At 71.0% G+C, this 16,389-nt stretch carries 16 protein-coding genes and 1 tRNA gene; 14 read left to right on the top strand and 3 right to left on the bottom strand.

Going from position 1 to position 16,389, the window contains the following annotated elements; translation table 11 throughout:
* Positions 1–16: 16 nt before the first annotated feature.
* The 10 genes from JMF97_RS13685 to JMF97_RS13640 all read left to right on the top strand — a co-directional run bounded on the left by JMF97_RS13685 (position 17) and on the right by JMF97_RS13640 (position 9,786).
* Positions 17–325, top strand: coding sequence for a hypothetical protein (locus JMF97_RS13685; RefSeq protein WP_203222002.1), 309 nt, complete (start codon positions 17–19; stop codon positions 323–325).
* Positions 325–1,200, top strand: coding sequence for an ABC transporter permease (locus tag JMF97_RS13680; protein WP_203221886.1), 876 nt, complete (start codon positions 325–327; stop codon positions 1,198–1,200). The genes JMF97_RS13685 and JMF97_RS13680 overlap by 1 nt, the downstream gene beginning before the upstream one ends.
* A 90-nt stretch (positions 1,201–1,290) precedes the next feature.
* Positions 1,291–1,722 (top strand): DUF3307 domain-containing protein, encoded by a 432-nt coding sequence (locus JMF97_RS13675; protein ID WP_203221885.1) that lies wholly within the window; start codon positions 1,291–1,293, stop codon positions 1,720–1,722.
* A gap of 38 nt (positions 1,723–1,760) precedes the next feature.
* Complete coding sequence (locus tag JMF97_RS13670; RefSeq protein WP_203221884.1) at positions 1,761–1,973, top strand: hypothetical protein; 213 nt, start codon at positions 1,761–1,763, stop codon at positions 1,971–1,973.
* 95 nt (positions 1,974–2,068) lie between these two features.
* Positions 2,069–4,282, top strand: a complete 2,214-nt coding sequence (locus tag JMF97_RS13665) for a P-loop NTPase family protein (protein WP_203221883.1) — start codon at positions 2,069–2,071, stop codon at positions 4,280–4,282.
* A gap of 389 nt (positions 4,283–4,671) precedes the next feature.
* Positions 4,672–4,971, top strand: a complete 300-nt coding sequence (locus JMF97_RS13660) for a hypothetical protein (RefSeq protein WP_203221882.1) — start codon at positions 4,672–4,674, stop codon at positions 4,969–4,971.
* Positions 4,972–5,153: 182 nt separating this feature from the next.
* Positions 5,154–6,068 carry a bifunctional DNA primase/polymerase gene (locus JMF97_RS13655; RefSeq protein WP_203221881.1) on the top strand — a complete coding sequence of 305 codons (915 nt, stop codon included), beginning with the start codon at positions 5,154–5,156 and terminating at the stop codon, positions 6,066–6,068.
* On the top strand, positions 6,065–7,663 hold the full coding sequence (locus JMF97_RS13650; protein ID WP_203221880.1) for a YfjI family protein: 1,599 nt from the start codon (positions 6,065–6,067) through the stop codon (positions 7,661–7,663). The genes JMF97_RS13655 and JMF97_RS13650 overlap by 4 nt, the downstream gene beginning before the upstream one ends.
* A gap of 522 nt (positions 7,664–8,185) precedes the next feature.
* Positions 8,186–8,386 carry a helix-turn-helix transcriptional regulator gene (locus tag JMF97_RS13645; RefSeq protein ID WP_203221879.1) on the top strand — a complete coding sequence of 67 codons (201 nt, stop codon included), beginning with the start codon at positions 8,186–8,188 and terminating at the stop codon, positions 8,384–8,386.
* Positions 8,383–9,786 carry a tyrosine-type recombinase/integrase gene (locus tag JMF97_RS13640; RefSeq protein ID WP_203221878.1) on the top strand — a complete coding sequence of 468 codons (1,404 nt, stop codon included), beginning with the start codon at positions 8,383–8,385 and terminating at the stop codon, positions 9,784–9,786. Before JMF97_RS13645 ends, JMF97_RS13640 begins: the two co-directional genes overlap by 4 nt.
* A 123-nt stretch (positions 9,787–9,909) precedes the next feature.
* On the opposite strand, the gene JMF97_RS13635 is transcribed toward JMF97_RS13640, so the two are convergent.
* Positions 9,910–9,996: transfer RNA gene (locus JMF97_RS13635), tRNA-Ser, on the bottom strand.
* Between the two features lie 156 nt (positions 9,997–10,152).
* Here JMF97_RS13635 and JMF97_RS13630 point away from each other — a divergent pair.
* Entirely contained in the window at positions 10,153–11,130 is a 978-nt protein-coding gene (locus tag JMF97_RS13630) for an NAD(P)H-quinone oxidoreductase (protein WP_203221877.1), read from the top strand.
* A gap of 21 nt (positions 11,131–11,151) precedes the next feature.
* Here JMF97_RS13630 and soxR read toward each other — a convergent pair whose 3' ends face one another.
* Complete coding sequence (gene soxR, locus JMF97_RS13625) at positions 11,152–11,589, bottom strand: redox-sensitive transcriptional activator SoxR (protein WP_203221876.1); 438 nt, start codon at positions 11,587–11,589, stop codon at positions 11,152–11,154.
* 47 nt (positions 11,590–11,636) lie between these two features.
* Between soxR and JMF97_RS13620 the strand changes: the two genes are divergently transcribed.
* Both JMF97_RS13620 and JMF97_RS13615 read left to right on the top strand, forming a co-directional pair.
* Positions 11,637–12,371: a thiamine pyrophosphate-binding protein gene (locus JMF97_RS13620; protein WP_203221875.1), complete on the top strand. Its 735-nt coding sequence runs from the start codon at positions 11,637–11,639 to the stop codon at positions 12,369–12,371.
* Positions 12,372–12,403: 32 nt separating this feature from the next.
* On the top strand, positions 12,404–13,300 hold the full coding sequence (locus JMF97_RS13615) for a transketolase family protein (RefSeq protein ID WP_203222001.1): 897 nt from the start codon (positions 12,404–12,406) through the stop codon (positions 13,298–13,300).
* On the opposite strand, the gene JMF97_RS13610 is transcribed toward JMF97_RS13615, so the two are convergent.
* A complete protein-coding gene (locus tag JMF97_RS13610; RefSeq protein ID WP_203222000.1) occupies positions 13,297–13,995 on the bottom strand; it encodes a glycosyltransferase family 2 protein in 699 nt (232 codons plus the stop codon). The two genes, JMF97_RS13615 and JMF97_RS13610, sit on opposite strands and share 4 nt — an antisense overlap.
* A 124-nt stretch (positions 13,996–14,119) precedes the next feature.
* On the opposite strand from JMF97_RS13610, the gene JMF97_RS13605 reads away from it, so the two are divergent.
* Complete coding sequence (locus JMF97_RS13605) at positions 14,120–16,354, top strand: DUF2142 domain-containing protein (RefSeq protein ID WP_203221874.1); 2,235 nt, start codon at positions 14,120–14,122, stop codon at positions 16,352–16,354.
* The last annotated feature ends 35 nt before the right edge of the window (positions 16,355–16,389 follow it).

The raw sequence follows: 16,389 nt of genomic DNA, 5'->3' as shown, positions 1-16,389 counted from the left end.
GACCCGACGTGCCGTGATGGCCGAAATCCTGCTGTTGGCCGACCCCACCGAGATCCGCACCCACACCGACGGCGTATCCCTGGCCGTGTCCTTCGACCGCATCGCCGAACTGCGGTCCTGGCTGCACCTCGCCGGACTCAACAGCCCGGACCTGCTGAGCAGCGAGCACACCGACACCGACGACGACGGCCGCCACTGGCAGGTGATGACCGCCTACCCGACCGTGCACGGGTGGAAGGTCTACGCCCACGCCAAGGAGTACACCACCGGCGGCGACCTCGACCCGACCACCGTTGACCGGCTCGCCGCGCTGGCGGTGGCCTGATGACCGCTCCCACGCTGAACGGCACCCGCTACCCGCAGCCCGTCGAGAAGCTGTTGCCTGCCGCCCGCGCCCTGGAGTTGCCGGACGGGCAGGAGTTCCCGTCGCGTAACCGGTTGATGCGGGAGTTCCGCATCGGTGCGCCGAAGGCCGATGAGCTGTTGGCCCGGCTCAAGTCCGAGCACACCGAGCGGACCCGCACCGACACGCTGCGCTCGGCGATGGCCGTCCGGGGTGCGCTGCTGGCACCCGACACCGGCACCGGTAGCCCGATGGTGCCTCGGTGGGACTACGCCCAGCCGATCGGCCCGGACCCGGTACCGGCACCGGCCGTGCCCGAGCACACGTCACCGCCCGCCGAGCCGCCGATGATCGCACCCGCCGAGCCGGTTGCCGAGGCCACGCCGGTCGGTCACCCGGACACGCCCACCCCACCGGCCACCGGCAAGCCGGGCCGTCCGGCGGTGGTGTGGCCGGTGATCCTGCTGGCGTTGCCGGCGTTCGTGGCTATCTGGTCCGGGTGGGTCGGACTCGGCGGACTCACCGGGTTCGGGGTGGTGCACCCGCTGCCCGGTATCGCTGACGGGTTCGCCATCAACACCGCGATCACGCTCCCGATCGGCGTCGAAACCTACGGCGCTTACGCCCTCTACGTGTGGCTGTCCGGCCGGGTGCCGGACCGGGCACGCCGGTTCGCGAAGTGGTCGGCGATCGCCTCGCTGCTGGTCGGCGCGCTCGGCCAGGTCGCCTATCACCTGCTGGTCGCCGCCGGAGTGCAAGTCGCCCCGTGGTGGATCACCACCGCTGTCGCCTGCCTGCCGGTGGCGGTGCTCGGCATGGGCGCCGCGCTGGCGCACCTCGTTCGCTCGCACGACTAGCTACGCCCGGCAGCGCAGCACGGTTCCTAGGCCAAGCGCTGCGCTGCCGGCCTCACCCCGCAACCCTCACGGACCTTGGGAGAGACACCCATGCTCGCAGACCCCACCGGCGCGCACGCCGCCGCCTTCGCCGCCGTGTTCGCCACCCTCTACGCCGCCCACCAGGTAGCCGACCACTGGATCCAGACCCAACGGCAGGCCGACTGCAAGGGCCAGCCCGGATGGGCAGGCCGCCTCGCCTGCGCCGCGCACGTCGCCACGTACACGGCCACGGCGGTGCTGGCGCTGGTGTTCCTGATCGCCGGCACCGGCCTACGCCTCGACCCCTCCGGGGTGACGGTCGGCCTCGGGATCTCCGCCGTGACGCACTACATCGCCGATCGACGCACCCCGCTGCGGTGGATCGCCGACCAGCTCGGCAAGTCCCCGGCCTGGCTGGACAAGGCGGGCGGCATGTACGCCCTCGATCAGTCCTGGCACGTCGGGTGGCTGTTCATCGCCGCCCTGTTCTGCGCGGTCTGACCGCTCCCACCACCACCGACCCTGGAAGGACACCACCTGTGGCGATCTCGTCCTGCGACCAGTGCGGCAAGGGCTTCCGCAGCGTCTCCATCGACGACACCGGAACCCTGGCCATCTGCACCGCCGGCCACTACAACTTCGACCCCACCACGACCAGCACCAGCAGTGTGCAGACCGGCGCGGTGCAGGTGACCGGCCAGTCCGCGATCGGCAACGGCGCAATCGCGATCGGCCGACGCAACAAGCGCTAACCCAACCCGGCGGCACGGCCCACCGGCCTCGCAAACCACGAGCCGTGCCGCCGGCCCCCTACCGATCCGACAGACCCGTTGGAGGGACCCCCATCATGACTGCCCCCGATGACGACCGTTTCGACTGGCACGCGGCCGAACGCGACCTGACCGACAACGCCACCAACGGCGAGGGTGCCGAGGTAGTTGACCTAGCCGCCCGGCGGCGCAAGCCGGATGCGCGGGCGTTCTCGGTCGACCTGGACGATGAGGCCGACGACTTGGACGACGACACCCGCCCGGCGGTAGACCCGCCCGCGGTTTCCGAGCCGTCCGGGTTCGCGGCGGTGTTGGCGGGCCGCTCGGCGATGCGTCGGCCGATCGTGCCGGCCTGGTTGCGCTCACGCGCCGAGCTGCTCACCGCCGGGCGGTGGGCGCTGTCGCACGTCGCCCACGTCAGCGTCTATCACCTGACGCGTACGCCGAAGTACGCCGGCCGGTTGGCGTGGCGTGCCCCGTTCGGTGTGGCCCGGCTACTCGGGTCGACCGTGCGGTGGGCGTCCGACGCCGAGGGCATCCCGGTCCGGCTCGCCGCCGTCCGGCAGGAGAACGCCGAGCTGTACTTGAAGCTGTCGCGGCAGCGTGACGCCCGGGTGCGGTGGCGCGGCCTCGTGGTGGCAACCGTGCTGCTGCTCGGTCTGCCCACCGTCGCGGTTCTCGCCGTGTTGGCCGGATCGTGGCAGCGGTGGCTGATGCTCGCCGCCGCTGTGGCGGTGTTCGGGCTGGCCGGGTCGCCGAAGGACAAGCCGCTACTCGACGTGGCGGCGGTGACGCCCAGGGCGCGGCGGCTGTCGGCCGACGTGGTGACCCGCGCGTTCCTCGCCGCCGGGCTGTGCAAACCGGACGACCTGATCACGTTCCCGATGCCGATCATGCGCGACGGTCCCGGCTGGCGAGCGGTGGTTGACCTGCCGTTCGGCGTGACCGCTGACAAGGCCGTCAAGCGGCGTACCGGCCTAGCCGCCGGCCTGGACCTGGATGAGGTGCAGGTGTGGCCGGAACGGGTACGCGGCAGCGCCGGGTCGGCCCGCCGGGTCGCGTTGTGGGTGGCCGATGAAGACCCCTACGCGAAGTCGTCCGGGCTGTGGCCGCTGATCGACAAGGGCACCGTGGACATCTTCGCGCCGTTCCCCTTCGGCGAGGATCAGCGCGGCCGGGCCGTGCCGCTGCTGCTGATGTTCACCTCTCTGCTGGTCGGGGCGATCCCGCGCATGGGCAAGACGTTCGCCGCCCGCCTGCCGGTGCTCGCCGCCGCGCTGGATGCGTCCGTGGAGCTGCACATCTACGACGGCAAGGGTGGGCAGGACTGGCGGGCGTTCGAGCGCATCGCCCACCGCGCCGGGTTCGGTGTCCGCGATGACGTAGTGCTCGGCCTGGTCGAAGACCTGCGGGCGCTGGTGGTCGACATGAACCGCCGTTACGACACCATCGCCACCCTGCCCCCGGACCTGTGCCCCGAATCGAAGGTGACCCGGCAGATTGCCGACAAGCGGTCACTCAAGTTGTGGCCGGTGCTGGTGGCGATCGATGAGTTCCAGCGCTACAGCGGCCACCCGGAGTACGGCAAGGAGATCGTGGAGCTGCTGACCGAGCTGTGCAAGGTCGGCCCGTCGGTCGGCATCATCATCCTGCTCGCCACGCAGAAGCCGGACGGCAAGGCCGTGCCGACCGACCTGCGCGACAACATCGGTACCCGCTTCGCGCTCAAGACCATGACGTGGCAGTCATCGGAGGCGGTGTTGGGTGCCGGCTCCTACCCGGCCGGCTACGACTCATCGCGGTTCCAGCGCGCCCACAAGGGCGTGGGCATCCTGCTCGGCGCGGACGACTCCGGCGCGGTGGAAGAGGCCGTCACGGTGCGGACGAAGTTCGCCAAGACCGAGCATGTCGAGAAGGTCATCGCGCGCGCCTACGCGCTGCGCGAGGCCGCCGGCACGCTGACCGGGTACGCGGTCGGGCAGGCCCCCGAACCGGTCGGCGGCCCGGCGGACACCCTGCTCGACGACATCCTGACCGTGGTGCCGGCCGCCGAGCCGAAAGTGTGGTCCGAGACTGTCGTCGCCCGGCTGGCCGAACTGCGGCCCGACGTGTACGGCGGGTGGGAGCCGGCGCAACTCGCGGCGGCGCTCAAGCCCTACCGGGTGCCGGTCGGCAGGCAGGTATGGGGCACCGACCCGACCACCGGCAAGGGAGCCAACCGCAAGGGCATCCACCGCGACGACATCACCACCGCCGTCACCGAACGTGACCAGCGACGGAAGGCCGGATAGCCCGATCCGGGCCGCTAGGTCTAGCGCCTAGATCCGCTAGACCTAGCGGCACCGCTAGCCCCACACACCAACCCCCATCAGGACGCTAGCGATCTAGCGCCCTACCTGCTCTACACCCGAAAACCGCCCGTGGAGGCACTTGTGGACTCCCTCGCCATGATCGCTAGCGCCCTCTGCCTCATCGTCACCGTTGTCACGCTCGGTTACCTCATCCGGTGCGCGGCCGACCCGTTCGGACCCTGCCGACGCTGCCGGGGGACCGGCCGGCTTCGCACCATTACCGGCCGGCGTGGCTCGCCCTGCCCCCGATGCGACGCGACCGGCCGCCGCATCCGCCTCCCCGTGCACCTGTTCAACCGCATCTACGACGAACACCGCCGAGGCAACCGATGAACCGCCGCAGCACCCGCGACGGACACACCGACTGGTGCGGCCGGGACCACCGATGCGGACTCGGCGAACACCGCTCCGACGAAATCGTGGTCGACGCCGGGCGCGCCCGGGCCGTGCTGGTCCGCGTACGTACCGCCGCCGGCCGCGACCACGCCGAGGTACGGGTCCGGGTCGCGCTCGCTCCCGCCGAGCTGGCCGCGCGGCGTCAGTTGGTCGGCCTGCTCGACGACATGCGGCAGGCCGTGACCCGCGCGGCCATCGCGGCCCGGCCTCGGCCCAGGCGGGCCGGGCCGTGACCGGCGGCCGGTGCGGTCACTGGATCGGCACCGCTGGCCGCTACTGCCACCGCACTGACCGGCTACGGCCCTACCTGCAAGGGCCGCGCTGTCCCGCCCACACACCCGCCGCCCTGGCCGGGCGGCCGGAACCTGCGTCAACGCCTATCCACGCCCCGACCATCCCGCAAGGGAGCCTCACCATGACCACCAATGACCTGCTTACCGCCGCGCTCGGCCACGCCGAACGCGGCTGGCACGTCTTCCCGCTGCGTCCCGACGACAAGCGGCCCGCGTTCCCCGACCACGCCGCCGACCGGTGCACCGGCCGCGATCCACGCTGCCGCACCGGTGGCCGGCACGTGGGGTGGGAGGAACGGGCCACCACCGACCCCGACCGCATCCGCCGGGCATGGTCGGCCCGCCCCTACGGCATCGGCATCGCGTGCGGGCCGTCCCGCCTGGTCGTGATCGACCTCGACACGCCGAAAGACCCGGCCGAGGCGGACGGGCGCGACGGTGTGGCGGTGCTCGCCGAGCTGGCCGCCACGCACGGCGCGACCATCGGCCCGACGTACACCGTGACCACCGGCCGAGGCGGCACCCACCTCTACTACCAACACCCCACCGCCGGCCCGGTGCTGCGGAACACGGCCGGGACGCTCGGCCCGATGGTCGACACCCGCGCTCACGGTGGCTACGTCGTGGCGGCCGGTTCCACCGCCGCCGGCCGCCCCTACACGGTGGCGGTTGACGGCGACCCGGTGCCGTTGCCCGCGTGGCTGGCCGGGCTGCTCGCACCGGCACCGTTGCCGCCGCAGCGGCCCGTGGTGGTCGACCTGCCCACCGACCGGGCCGGCGCGTACGTACGGGCCGCCATCGGGCAGGAGGTCGACCGGGTTACCGGTGCCGCACCGGGTGAGCGCAACCGCAGCCTGTACGTCGCCGCCGTGGCGCTCGGACAACTCGTTGCCGGTGGCGCGCTCGCCGAAGACGTCGCGCAAACCGTGCTGGAACAGGCAGGCGTGACGGCCGGATTGCGCACCGCCGAGGCGTACCGCACCGTCCGATCCGGCCTCACCGCCGGTGCCCGCCGGCCCCGGCAGGTGGCCGCATGAGCGCCGCACGGTTGCACCTGGTCACCGACCACCCGCACGCCACCGACGAGCAGTCGCCCGGCGGGCCGCTGTGGGATGTTCCAGTGCCCTTGACCGGCCCCACCACCGCGCCGCCGCCGTTCCCGGTCGATGTGTTCCCGCGCTGGCTCGCCGACATGGTCACCGGCGTAGCCCGGTTCACCGCCACCGACCCGGCCATGGCCGGCACCCTTGCCATGGCCGTACTCTCCGCCTGTGCCGGTGGCCGGCTGGAAGTCGAACCGGTGCCGGGGTGGCGGGAGCCTGTCAACATCTTCGCCGCCGTCATCGCCGGCCCCGGCGAGCGAAAGTCACCCGTGCATCGGGCGATGACCGCACCACTGTTCGCCGCACAGTCGACGCTCGCCGAGGCGGCCCGCCCGAGGATCGCCGAGGCCGCCGCCCTACGGGACATCGCCGACCGGCAAGCCGAGCAAGCCAAAGCCGCTGCCGCAAAGGCCACCGACCCCGGTAAGCGCGATGACGCTGCCGCCGAGGCGGTTGCCGCCGCGATCGCCGCCGAGGCGATCACCGTTCCCGGTCTGCCGAAACTCATCGTGGACGACGCCACCCCCGAAGCGTTGATCGGGTTGATGGCCGCCAACGGCGGACGCATGGCGATCATCAGCGATGAAGGCGGGATCTTCGACACCCTCGCCGGCCGATACTCCGGCGCGCCGAACCTTGACCCCTACCTGAAGGGTCACGCCGGGCAGCCGATGAGCAACGAACGGCAGACCCGCGAAGGTGCCTCGGTCGACAAACCCGCGCTCACGGTGTGCGTGATGGCGCAACCGACCGTGCTGCGCAAGTTCGGCGGGAATGCCGACCTGGCCGGGCGCGGCCTGCCGGCCCGGTTCCTGTTCGCCCTACCCCGCTCGCTGGCCGGGTGGCGGCCGGTCGACACCCCGCCCGTGCCGGAGCAGGTGACCGCCGGCTACCGCCACCGCGTTCACGACCTGGCCGCGACGTTCGCCGAGTGGACCGACCCGGCCGTGGTGACCCTCACTGACGACGCCGGCCGGGTGCGGCGGGCCGCCGCCGAGCAGGTCGAAGCCGAGCTACGGCCCGGCGGAAGCCTGTACGACATGCGGGAATGGGGCAACAAACTCTCCGGCGCAACGCTGCGCCTAGCCGGCCTGTTGCACGTGGCGCATCACCCGGCGGACGGGTGGCGGAAGCCGATCGACGCCGACCGGATGGCCGACGCCGTACGGCTCGCCGAGTTCTTCGCCGCGCACTACCGGGCCGCCCTCACCACCATCGGCACCGACAACGCGATGGAGAACGCCCGGTACGTGCTCGGCGTCCTCACCGGCAAGCACATGACCACCTTCACCCGCCGGGAGCTTCACCGCCGGGTGTCCCGCCGGCTACCGAAGTCCGATGACGTGTCGGCGGTGCTCGCCGAGCTGGTCGCGCTCGGATGGGTCCGGACCGGGCCGGACGGCCGGTACGAGCTGCACCCCCGCGCCGTCGGAGACGACGGCGGAAGCGTTGACATGCTGACAACCGCCCCCGATGACGGCGTTTCCGCAGGTCAAGACACACGCGAGGGTGTCAACGGGCCGCGTTGACAGCCGCTGACAGTCGTTGACAATCCGCCGCCGCCCCGCCCGGTGTCAACGGTGTCAACGCCCTGTCAACGGCCCCCGTTGACACCTACACACCCGCCACCACCTGCGGAAACGGCCGCATGTCGGCGGATTGTCAACGTGTCAACGCTTCCCGGTCCCACCACCGGATCACACCGGCCCCACCAGTGGCCGAAAACGGCCCGCTGAGAGCGCCTCAGAGCGACATGCCCTACGCCCAACACCGGGACGGCCGGGATCTTGCGTCCAGGGCGCTCTCAGCGGGCCGTTCTACGCCGTTCTGCGGCGATACCTCCCTGTACCTCCATAAGTGACCGCCACCGACCGGAAGGCCCTCAGCGTGCAAATCAGGCTGCACGGCACACCCGCTGAAACAGCCGCAGCGCTCAACGCCATCGCCCAAGTGCTGCACATTCGCTCAGTGTCCCGGCCCTACCCAGACCGCCGATCCCCGATGTTCCAGCGCCTCTACATCGACGCCACCCCGAGGGAGGACACCCGCCGATGACCGCCCGCCGCACTACCACCGGCAACCTGCTCACCCTCGCCGAAGTCCTGGACGAACTCCGCGTACCCCGGTCGACCTTCTTCCGCTGGAAGGCCACCGGCCGCGCACCCCGAACCATCAAGTACCCGAACGGCAGCCTCTACGTCCGCCGCCGCGACCTGGACACCTGGCTCAACGATCACGAGGAGGCCGCTTGAGCAGCTACGACGTACGCATTCACGCGATCCTGACCAACGAACTATCGGGCCGGAAAAAGTCGTACACGGTCCGATGGAAGGTCGCCGGCAAGCCGTTCCGGAACACGTACGCCACTCGGGCACTCGCCGAAAGCTTCCGATCAAAGCTGGTCGTGGCACAGCGCGAGGGAACGGCTTTCGATGAGAAATCCGGGCTACCGGAGCCGATGGCGCGCGAACTGAACAGCCGGAATTGGTACGACCTCGCCGTTGCGTTCGTGGACATGAAGTGGCCGCGTGCCGCAGCAACTCAGCGCAAGAGCATCGCTGATGCGCTCACCACGGTCACGCTCGCCCTGCTGGCCACGACACGCGGCGCACCGAATGACGCCGAGATTCGGCACGCCCTCTACACCTGGACCTTCAACAAGTTGCAGCGCGACCGCGACAACGGCCAACCGCCGGAGAACCTTGCGCCGGCCGTCCGGTGGCTCACCGCGAACACGCTGCCGCTGTCGGACGTGGCGAACCCGGCCACCATCCGAAAGGCACTCGACGCGCTCACGGTTCGGATTGACGGCGGACCGGCCGCAGCAAACACGGTTGCCAGGAAACGTGCCGTCTTCTACAGCGCCTTGAAGTACGCCGTTGAGCTTCGCTATCTCGACGCCCATCCGATGGACTCGATCCAGTGGCGAGCACCGAAGAACACGGATCAGGTAGACCGGAAGGTGGTGGTTAATCCCGAACAGGCCCGTTCCCTGCTATCGGCGGTGCGGGAACGCGACCCGCACTTGGAAGGCTTCTTCGCCTGCATGTACTTCGCCGCACTCCGGCCTTCAGAGGTGATCCACCTACGCGCCGACGAATGCGAGTTACCCGAAAGCGGGTGGGGCTGGCTTCACCTCAGCGGCTCAACGCAACAGGTCGGCGAGGATTGGAGCGATAGCGGCCGGTCGCTGGAAGACCGGGAGTTGAAGCACCGGGCGAAGAAGGCGACCCGTGACGTTCCGGCCTGCCCGGAGTTGGTTCGCATCCTGCGGCATCACCTTGGTGAGCACTGCCGCGACGCCAACGGGCGGATGTTCAACGCCGCTGGTGCGCGACCGGCACCGGTGTCCAAGAGCACCTATCTGCGCGCCTGGCGACAGGCACGCGAGGCAGCACTGACACCGGCTCAACAGCGCTCACCGCTAGCGCACCGGCCGTACGACCTGCGGCACGCCGCTGTGTCGCTCTGGCTCAACGCCGGAGTGCCGGCTACCCAGGTCGCTCAATGGGCCGGACACAGCGTGCATGTGCTGTTGAAGGTCTACGCCTCGTGCATCGACGGCCAGGATGAGGCCGCCCGGAAGCGGATCGAGGGAGCGCTAGGCACCGACGACCAGGCCGAGAATGCGCCCGGTGACGCCGACACGTAAACGACACGACCAGTGAGACACGGCGGCACCGGGCGAGACAAAGTGAGACTGATTCACCATCAATAAATGCGCCCCCTGATCAGCGTTCGCGCTGGTCAGGGGGCGTTTTGCTGTCCAGGTGAGCGGAGGGTGTGGGATTCGAACCCACGAAGACATCGCTGCCTTACCGGTTTTCAAGACCAGCGCCATCGGCCACTAGGCGAACCCTCCCGGACCGCGCGCCGCGCGGCCGTGCTTAGTCTGCCACGACCGAGCGAGCGCCGAACGGGGGAGCTACCCGTTTCGTCATGATCACTCACCCTCTGTGCGGGCAGCAGGTGGGGACCTTGAGGTGGGGTGCGGGGCGGATCGGGTATGACTGGGGGCATGCGTGCGATCGTTGTGTCCGAGTCGGGTGGGCCGGAGGTGCTGAGCTGGCGCGAGGTGCCTGATCCGCAGCCGGGGCCGGGTGAGGTGCTGGTCGACGTACGGGCCACCGCGGTCAACCGGGCCGACCTGTTGCAGCGGCAGGGGCACTACCCACCACCGCCGGGTGCGTCGGAGTATCTCGGGTTGGAGTGCTCGGGTGTGATCAGCGCGGTCGGTGCCGGGGTGGACGGCTGGGTGGTGGGGCAGCAGGTCTGCGCGCTGCTGGCCGGTGGCGGGTACGCCGAGCGGGTGGTGGTGCCGGTGGGGCAGCTGCTGCCCGTACCGGATGGGGTTGATCTGGTGGATGCCGCGGCGTTGCCGGAGGTGGCGTCGACGGTCTGGTCCAACGTGGTCGAGTTGGCGCGGTTGGCGGCGGGCGAGACGTTGCTGGTGCACGGCGGTGGCAGCGGGATCGGCACGTTCGCGATCCAGTTGGGTGCGGCGTGGGGCGCGACGGTGGTGGCGACCGCCCGGGCTGCGAAGCACGATCGGCTGCGGGCGTTGGGTGCGGCGCACCTGATCGATTATCGGGAGCAGGACTTCGTCGAGGAGGTCCGCAGGGTCACCTCCGGCGGGGGCGCGGACGTCATCCTCGACATCATGGGCGCGTCGTACCTGGGCCGTAACGTGGCCGCTCTGGCGTACGACGGGCGGCTCGTGACGATCGGCATGCAGGGCGGGCGCAAGGGGGAGTTGGACCTGGGTGCGTTGCTGGCCAAGCGCGGCACCGTCGCCGCGACGGCGCTGCGGTCCCGCCCGCTGGAGCAGAAGAGCGCCATCGTCCGCGGGGTACGCGAACAGGTGTGGCCGCTGGTCGAGGCGGGTCGGATCCGGCCGGTGGTCGACCGGCGGATGCCGATCAGCGAGGCGGCCGACGCGCACCGCCTGGTCGAGTCGAGCGACCACGTCGGCAAGGTGCTGCTGACCGTCGACTGAGCCAGCCTGGGCGGCAACAGATCAGCGGGGCAGGGTCAGCCGCGCTCCGGGGCCTTCACCGGCCAACTCGTCGCCGGGGTTGTAGAGGGCGCAGCGGCTCAGGGACAGGCAGCCGCAGCCGATGCAGCCGTCGAGGTCGTCGCGGAGCCGGTTCAGCAACCTGATCTTCTCGTCCAGGCGGTCGCGCCAGGCCATCGACAGCTGCGCCCAGTCGTCGGCGGTGGGCGTACGCGAGGCGGGCAGTGAGTCCAGTGCGGACCTGATCTCCTCCAGCGAGATGCCGACCTGCTGGGCGATCCGGATGAAGGCGACCCGGCGCAACTCGCCACGGTGGTACCGACGCTGGTTGCCGCCGGTGCGGTCGGCCCGGATCAGCCCGAGCCGCTCGTAGTAGCGCAGCGCGGACTGGGCCACCCCACTGCGGGCGGCGAGTTGACCGATGGTGAGTGCTTCGTGCATCACTTTCGCCTTGAGTTGAACCTCGCTTCAACTTGCAGGCTAGTCGCATGTCCTCACTAGCCACCATCACCACCCAGGTCGCCGATGCGGCCGCGCCGCTGGACGGTCGAGACCCCGTCGCCCCGCTGTTGGAGCGGGTCCGCGCCGGCCGCGACTTCGGCCCGAACGTCTACTCGACCCGCGACGTGCTGTGGGTGCTCTACGACCGCATCCTGCGGGTCACCCCGGCAACCGTCGACGAACCCGACCGGGACCGTTTCCTGCTCTCCAAGGGGCACGCGGTCGCCGGCTACTACGCGGTGCTGGCCGCGAAGGGTTTCATCCCACCCGACTGGCTCGACGACCAGGGCGGGCCGGGCAGCCGGCTCGGCGACCACCCGGACCGGACGCTGGTGCCGGGGGTGGAGATCGGCTCCGGGTCGCTGGGGCACGGTCTCGGCCTGGCCGTCGGCAGCGCGCTCGGCCTGCGCGCCCAGGGCCTGCTCGACCCCCGGGTGTACGTGCTGCTCGGCGACGCCGAACTGGACGAGGGCTCCAACCACGAGGCGATCGCGTACGCCGGTGCCGTCGGCCTGGCCAACCTGACCGCGATCGTGGTCGACAACTCCTCCGCCACGTACGGCTGGCCGGGCGGGGTGGCCACCCGCTTCACGGTCAACGGGTGGATCGCCGCCACCGTCGACGGGCACGACCAGGACGCCCTGCACGCGGCCCTGACCGGGCATCACGGCCACCGGCCGCACGTCGTCGTCGCGGTCGTCAACAACGGAGAGCAGGCATGAGCGAGATGAGCACGGCAGTAGCGGAACTGAGCATGCGGGACTGCTTCGTCGACACCACCACCGCCCTGCTGGCCGAGAAGCCGCGTACGGCGTTGGTGCTCGCCGACATCTCCGCCGCCCTGTTCGCCTCGGCGGCCGAGCGGCATCCCGACCGGGTGCTCAACGTCGGCATCCGGGAGCAGTTGATGGTGGGGGTGGCCGGTGGGCTGGCGTTGACCGGGTTGCGCCCGATCGTGCACAGCTACGCGCCGTTCCTGGTGGAGCGGGCGTACGAGCAGATCAAGCTCGACCTCGACCACCAGGCGGCGAGCGCGGTGCTGGTCAGCGTCGGCGGCTCGTTCGACCGGGCGGAGTCCGGTCGCACCCACTTCAGCCCGGCGGACGTCGCGCTGTTCGACACCCTGGCCGACTGGACCGTGCACGTGCCGGGGCACCCGGGCGAGGTGTCCGGGCTGCTGCGGGCGACGGTGGCCGCCGACACCTCGGCCTACCTGCGGCTGTCGATCATGCACAACGACCGCCCGTACGCCGATGCCGGTGATCTGGTGGTGGTGCGGGACGCGGGTCCGGGCGCGGCCCTGCTGGTCGCGGTCGGCCCGATGCTGGACGCGGCGCTGACCGCCGTCGCGGACCTGCCCGTCACGGTGGCCTACACGCACCGGCCGCGTCCGTTCGACGTCGCCGGTCTGCGGGCGCTCGCCGGCACGGAGGTGATCCTGGTCGAGCCCTACCTGGCGGGGACTTCGGCCCGCGTGGTCTCGGCGGCGTTGGCGGATCGGCCGCACCGGCTGCTCGCGCTCGGGGTCGGTCGGAAGGAGCTACGCCGCTACGGTTCGGCGGAGGATCATCTGCGCTGGCACGGGCTGGATCCGGCCGGGTTGCGTCGCGCGCTGACCGGCTTCCTCAACCCGGTCGCGATCGCGGGCTAGGCAGCGGTGGGACGGCGGCGAGTGCGCTCGCGTCCGAGGATCCAGAGCGCCTCGACCCCGTCCCGCCAGGTGATCTTCTTGCCTTCCTCCCGGCCCCGGGCCCGGTAGCTGATCGGCACCTCGTACGGCCGGATGCGGCGACGCAGCAGCTTGCCGGTCACCTCGGCCTCCATGCCGAAGCCTCGGGAGCGGATGTCCAGCGAGCGGTAGAGCTCGACCGGCATCAGCTTGAAGCAGGTCTCCAGGTCGCCGATGTAGGAGTTGAACAGCACATTGGCGGCCATGGTGACGCCCCGGTTGCCCATCACGTACCAGAAGCTGTAGGCGCTGTGGCTGCCGAAGGTCCGGTTGCCGTAGACCACGGTGGCCCGCCCGTCGAGCACCGGGGCGAGCAGTTTCGGAATGTCCTGCGGGTCGTACTCCAGGTCCGCGTCGAGGATGACCATGTATTCGCCCTCGGCGGCGGCGACCGCCGTACGGATCGCGGCGCCCTTGCCTGCGTTGCGTTGATGCGTGATCACGCGCAGTCGGGCGTCGTCGGCGCGACCGAGAACCTCTCCGGTGCCGTCGCGGCTGCCGTCATCGACCACCACGAGTTCGATCTCGCACGGATATTCCACGGCCAACGCCTGCTTGAGGGCGTCCCCGATGCGCTCTTCCTCGTTGTAGACCGGCATGAGGATCGACAGCTTCACGGGATTCTCCACGAGGGCGGCAGTGTGTCGGCCATAGCCTAGCCTGGCAGCTCAGCGATGTGGTGGCGACTGCCGATGGACATCCGACGTCGCGCATTCAGGCTGATGGTGTTTACTTCCGGCCATGTCGGCCGCCGGCTTTCCGCTCGTCCTGGCACCCGTCGCCGCCGTCGTCGCGCTGACCGTGGCGTTACGGCCACGGGCTGTGGACAGTGTCGCGCCCCGACGCCTCGCGGTGATCCGGGCCGCCCTGGCCACCGGCGCGTTCGCGGTGGCGACCGTCGAGGTGCTGGGCGCATCGGGGCTGCTGACGTTGCCCGCGTTCGCCGTGGCCTGGCTGCTCTTCGTGGCCGGGTGCGTGGCGGCGGCCGGGTGGCGGCAGCGCCGCGACCGGCGGAGGCTGTCCACCGAGGCCGCGACGGCGTCCCTTGCGGATGCCGTGGACCGCATCGCCGCACCGCCGCCCGCCCTGGTCACGGCCGGGTCGGGCACGTCCGTGTCGTCCGGCACCCGACGGGCCACCGACGTCCGCCCTACCGGGGCACGCTTCGACCGGGCGCCGACACCGGGCGGGGACGGCCCGGCACGCTGGTGGGCGCCGCTCACCGCTTTCTGGCGTACGGCGGGTCGGGGCGAGCGGCTGCTCGCCGGTACGGTCGGCGGCCTCGTCCTGGTCGAGTTGCTGATCGCGCTGCTGGCCGCACCGAACAACTTCGACTCGCAGACCTACCACCTGCCGAAGGTGGAACGCTGGGTGGCGCAAGGTGACCTGACGTTCTGGGCCACGGCGATCCACCGACAGGTGACCATTCCGCCGGGTGCCGAGTACCTGCTGCTGCACCTGCGCCTGTTCACCGGCTCGGACGCACTGTTCAACCTGGTCCAGTGGGCCGCCGGGGTGGGCACCCTGCTGGCGGTGACCCGGCTGACCGCTCAACTGGGCGGTGGCCGGCGGGCCCAGTTGCTGACCGCGTTCCTGCTGGCCACCACGCCGATGGTGGCGTTGCAGGCGACCAGCACGCAGACCGATCTGGTCTGTGCCGCCTGGGCGGTCTGCGCGGCCACCCTCGCCCTGGACGGGCTGCGGCGACGCGCCCACCTCGGCGACCTGCCCGCCCTGGGTGCGGCCACCGGCCTGGTCGCGGTGACCAAGACCAGTGGCCTGCTCGCGGTGGGGCCGCTGCTGGTGCTCTGGGGGCTGGGCCAGCTGCGCCTGGCGTACCTGGCCCGGCCGGCGGGTCGACAGCGGATCCCGGCCGGCAGCCTGGCCCGTACGGTCGGCGCGTCGGTGCTGATCCTGGCGGTCGCCACCACCGTGGTCGGTCCCTTCATGGGTCGGGTGTACGCCGAGTTCGGTCATCCCCTCGGCCCGGACCGGCTGCGCAACTCGGTGCCGATGGAGCGGCACGATCCACCGTCGGTGCTGGTCAACGCGCTGCGCATCGGGCACACCGCGTTCGACACCCCGCTGGCCCCGCTGCGTGACGTCACCGCCCGGGCGATCGTCGGGGTGGCCGACCTGCTCGGCGTCGATCCGCAGGACCGCGACATCACCTTCGGGCGGGAGAGCTTCCCGGAGCCGTCCTGGTATCCGGACGAGGATCGGGTGGCCTTCCCACTGGCCGGGGTGCTGGCGCTGCTCGCCGTCGTGGCGGTGCTCCGCCGACCGGGTCGGATCAGCCCCGGTGCGGCCGGGGCGTTGCGGGCGTACGGCGTGGTGGTCGTCGTGGCGGTGCTGCTGCACACCACGATGATCAAATGGCAGCCGTGGGGGAACCGGCTGTTGCTCTATGCGCTGGCGGTGGCGGTGCCGTTGGCCGGGCTCTGGCTGGACGCGCTGCTGCGCCGCTCGGCCTCGGCGCGGCTCGCCGGCACGTCGGGACGCGCTGCGGGTGGGCGGCGGTCGATCGCCGCGACCGTCGTGGTGACGGTGTTGGCGACCTCCGCGCTGGCCGGTGTGCTGGCGGTGTCGTACGGCTTTCCCCGCCGGCTGGTCGGCTCGGGCTCGGTCTTCACCACCGCCGAGTGGGAGCTGCGTTTCCTGCGGCGTCCTCAGTGGGCGGAGGAGTACCGGTGGGCGGCCGACGCGGTACGCGCCGCCGAGGCCCGCCGGATCGGCCTGTCGCAGCGCAACGACGACTGGGAGTACCCGTGGTGGTTGCTGCTGCGTGACGAGAACGGCCGGCCACCGGAGTTGGTCGCGCTCCAGTCGGTGGTGGACGACCGCCCGGCGGCCGACCCGGCGTCGGTGGACGCGATCGTCTGCGTCGGCAGCCGGACCCTCTGCGCGGACCTGGTGCCCGACGGCTGGGAGTTCGAGTTCCGCAGTTATGTCGGTTACGCCCTGCCCGGCCGCTGACCTCCTGCCCCATTGGCCCGGTTGATCGCACCACG

The sequence above is a fragment of the Micromonospora fiedleri genome (assembly GCF_016774385.1).
Taxonomy (GTDB): Bacteria; Actinomycetota; Actinomycetes; order Mycobacteriales; family Micromonosporaceae; genus Micromonospora; species Micromonospora gifhornensis.
Note: the sequence above shows the minus strand (reverse complement) of the source record. Positions and strands in the feature narration are given on the sequence as shown.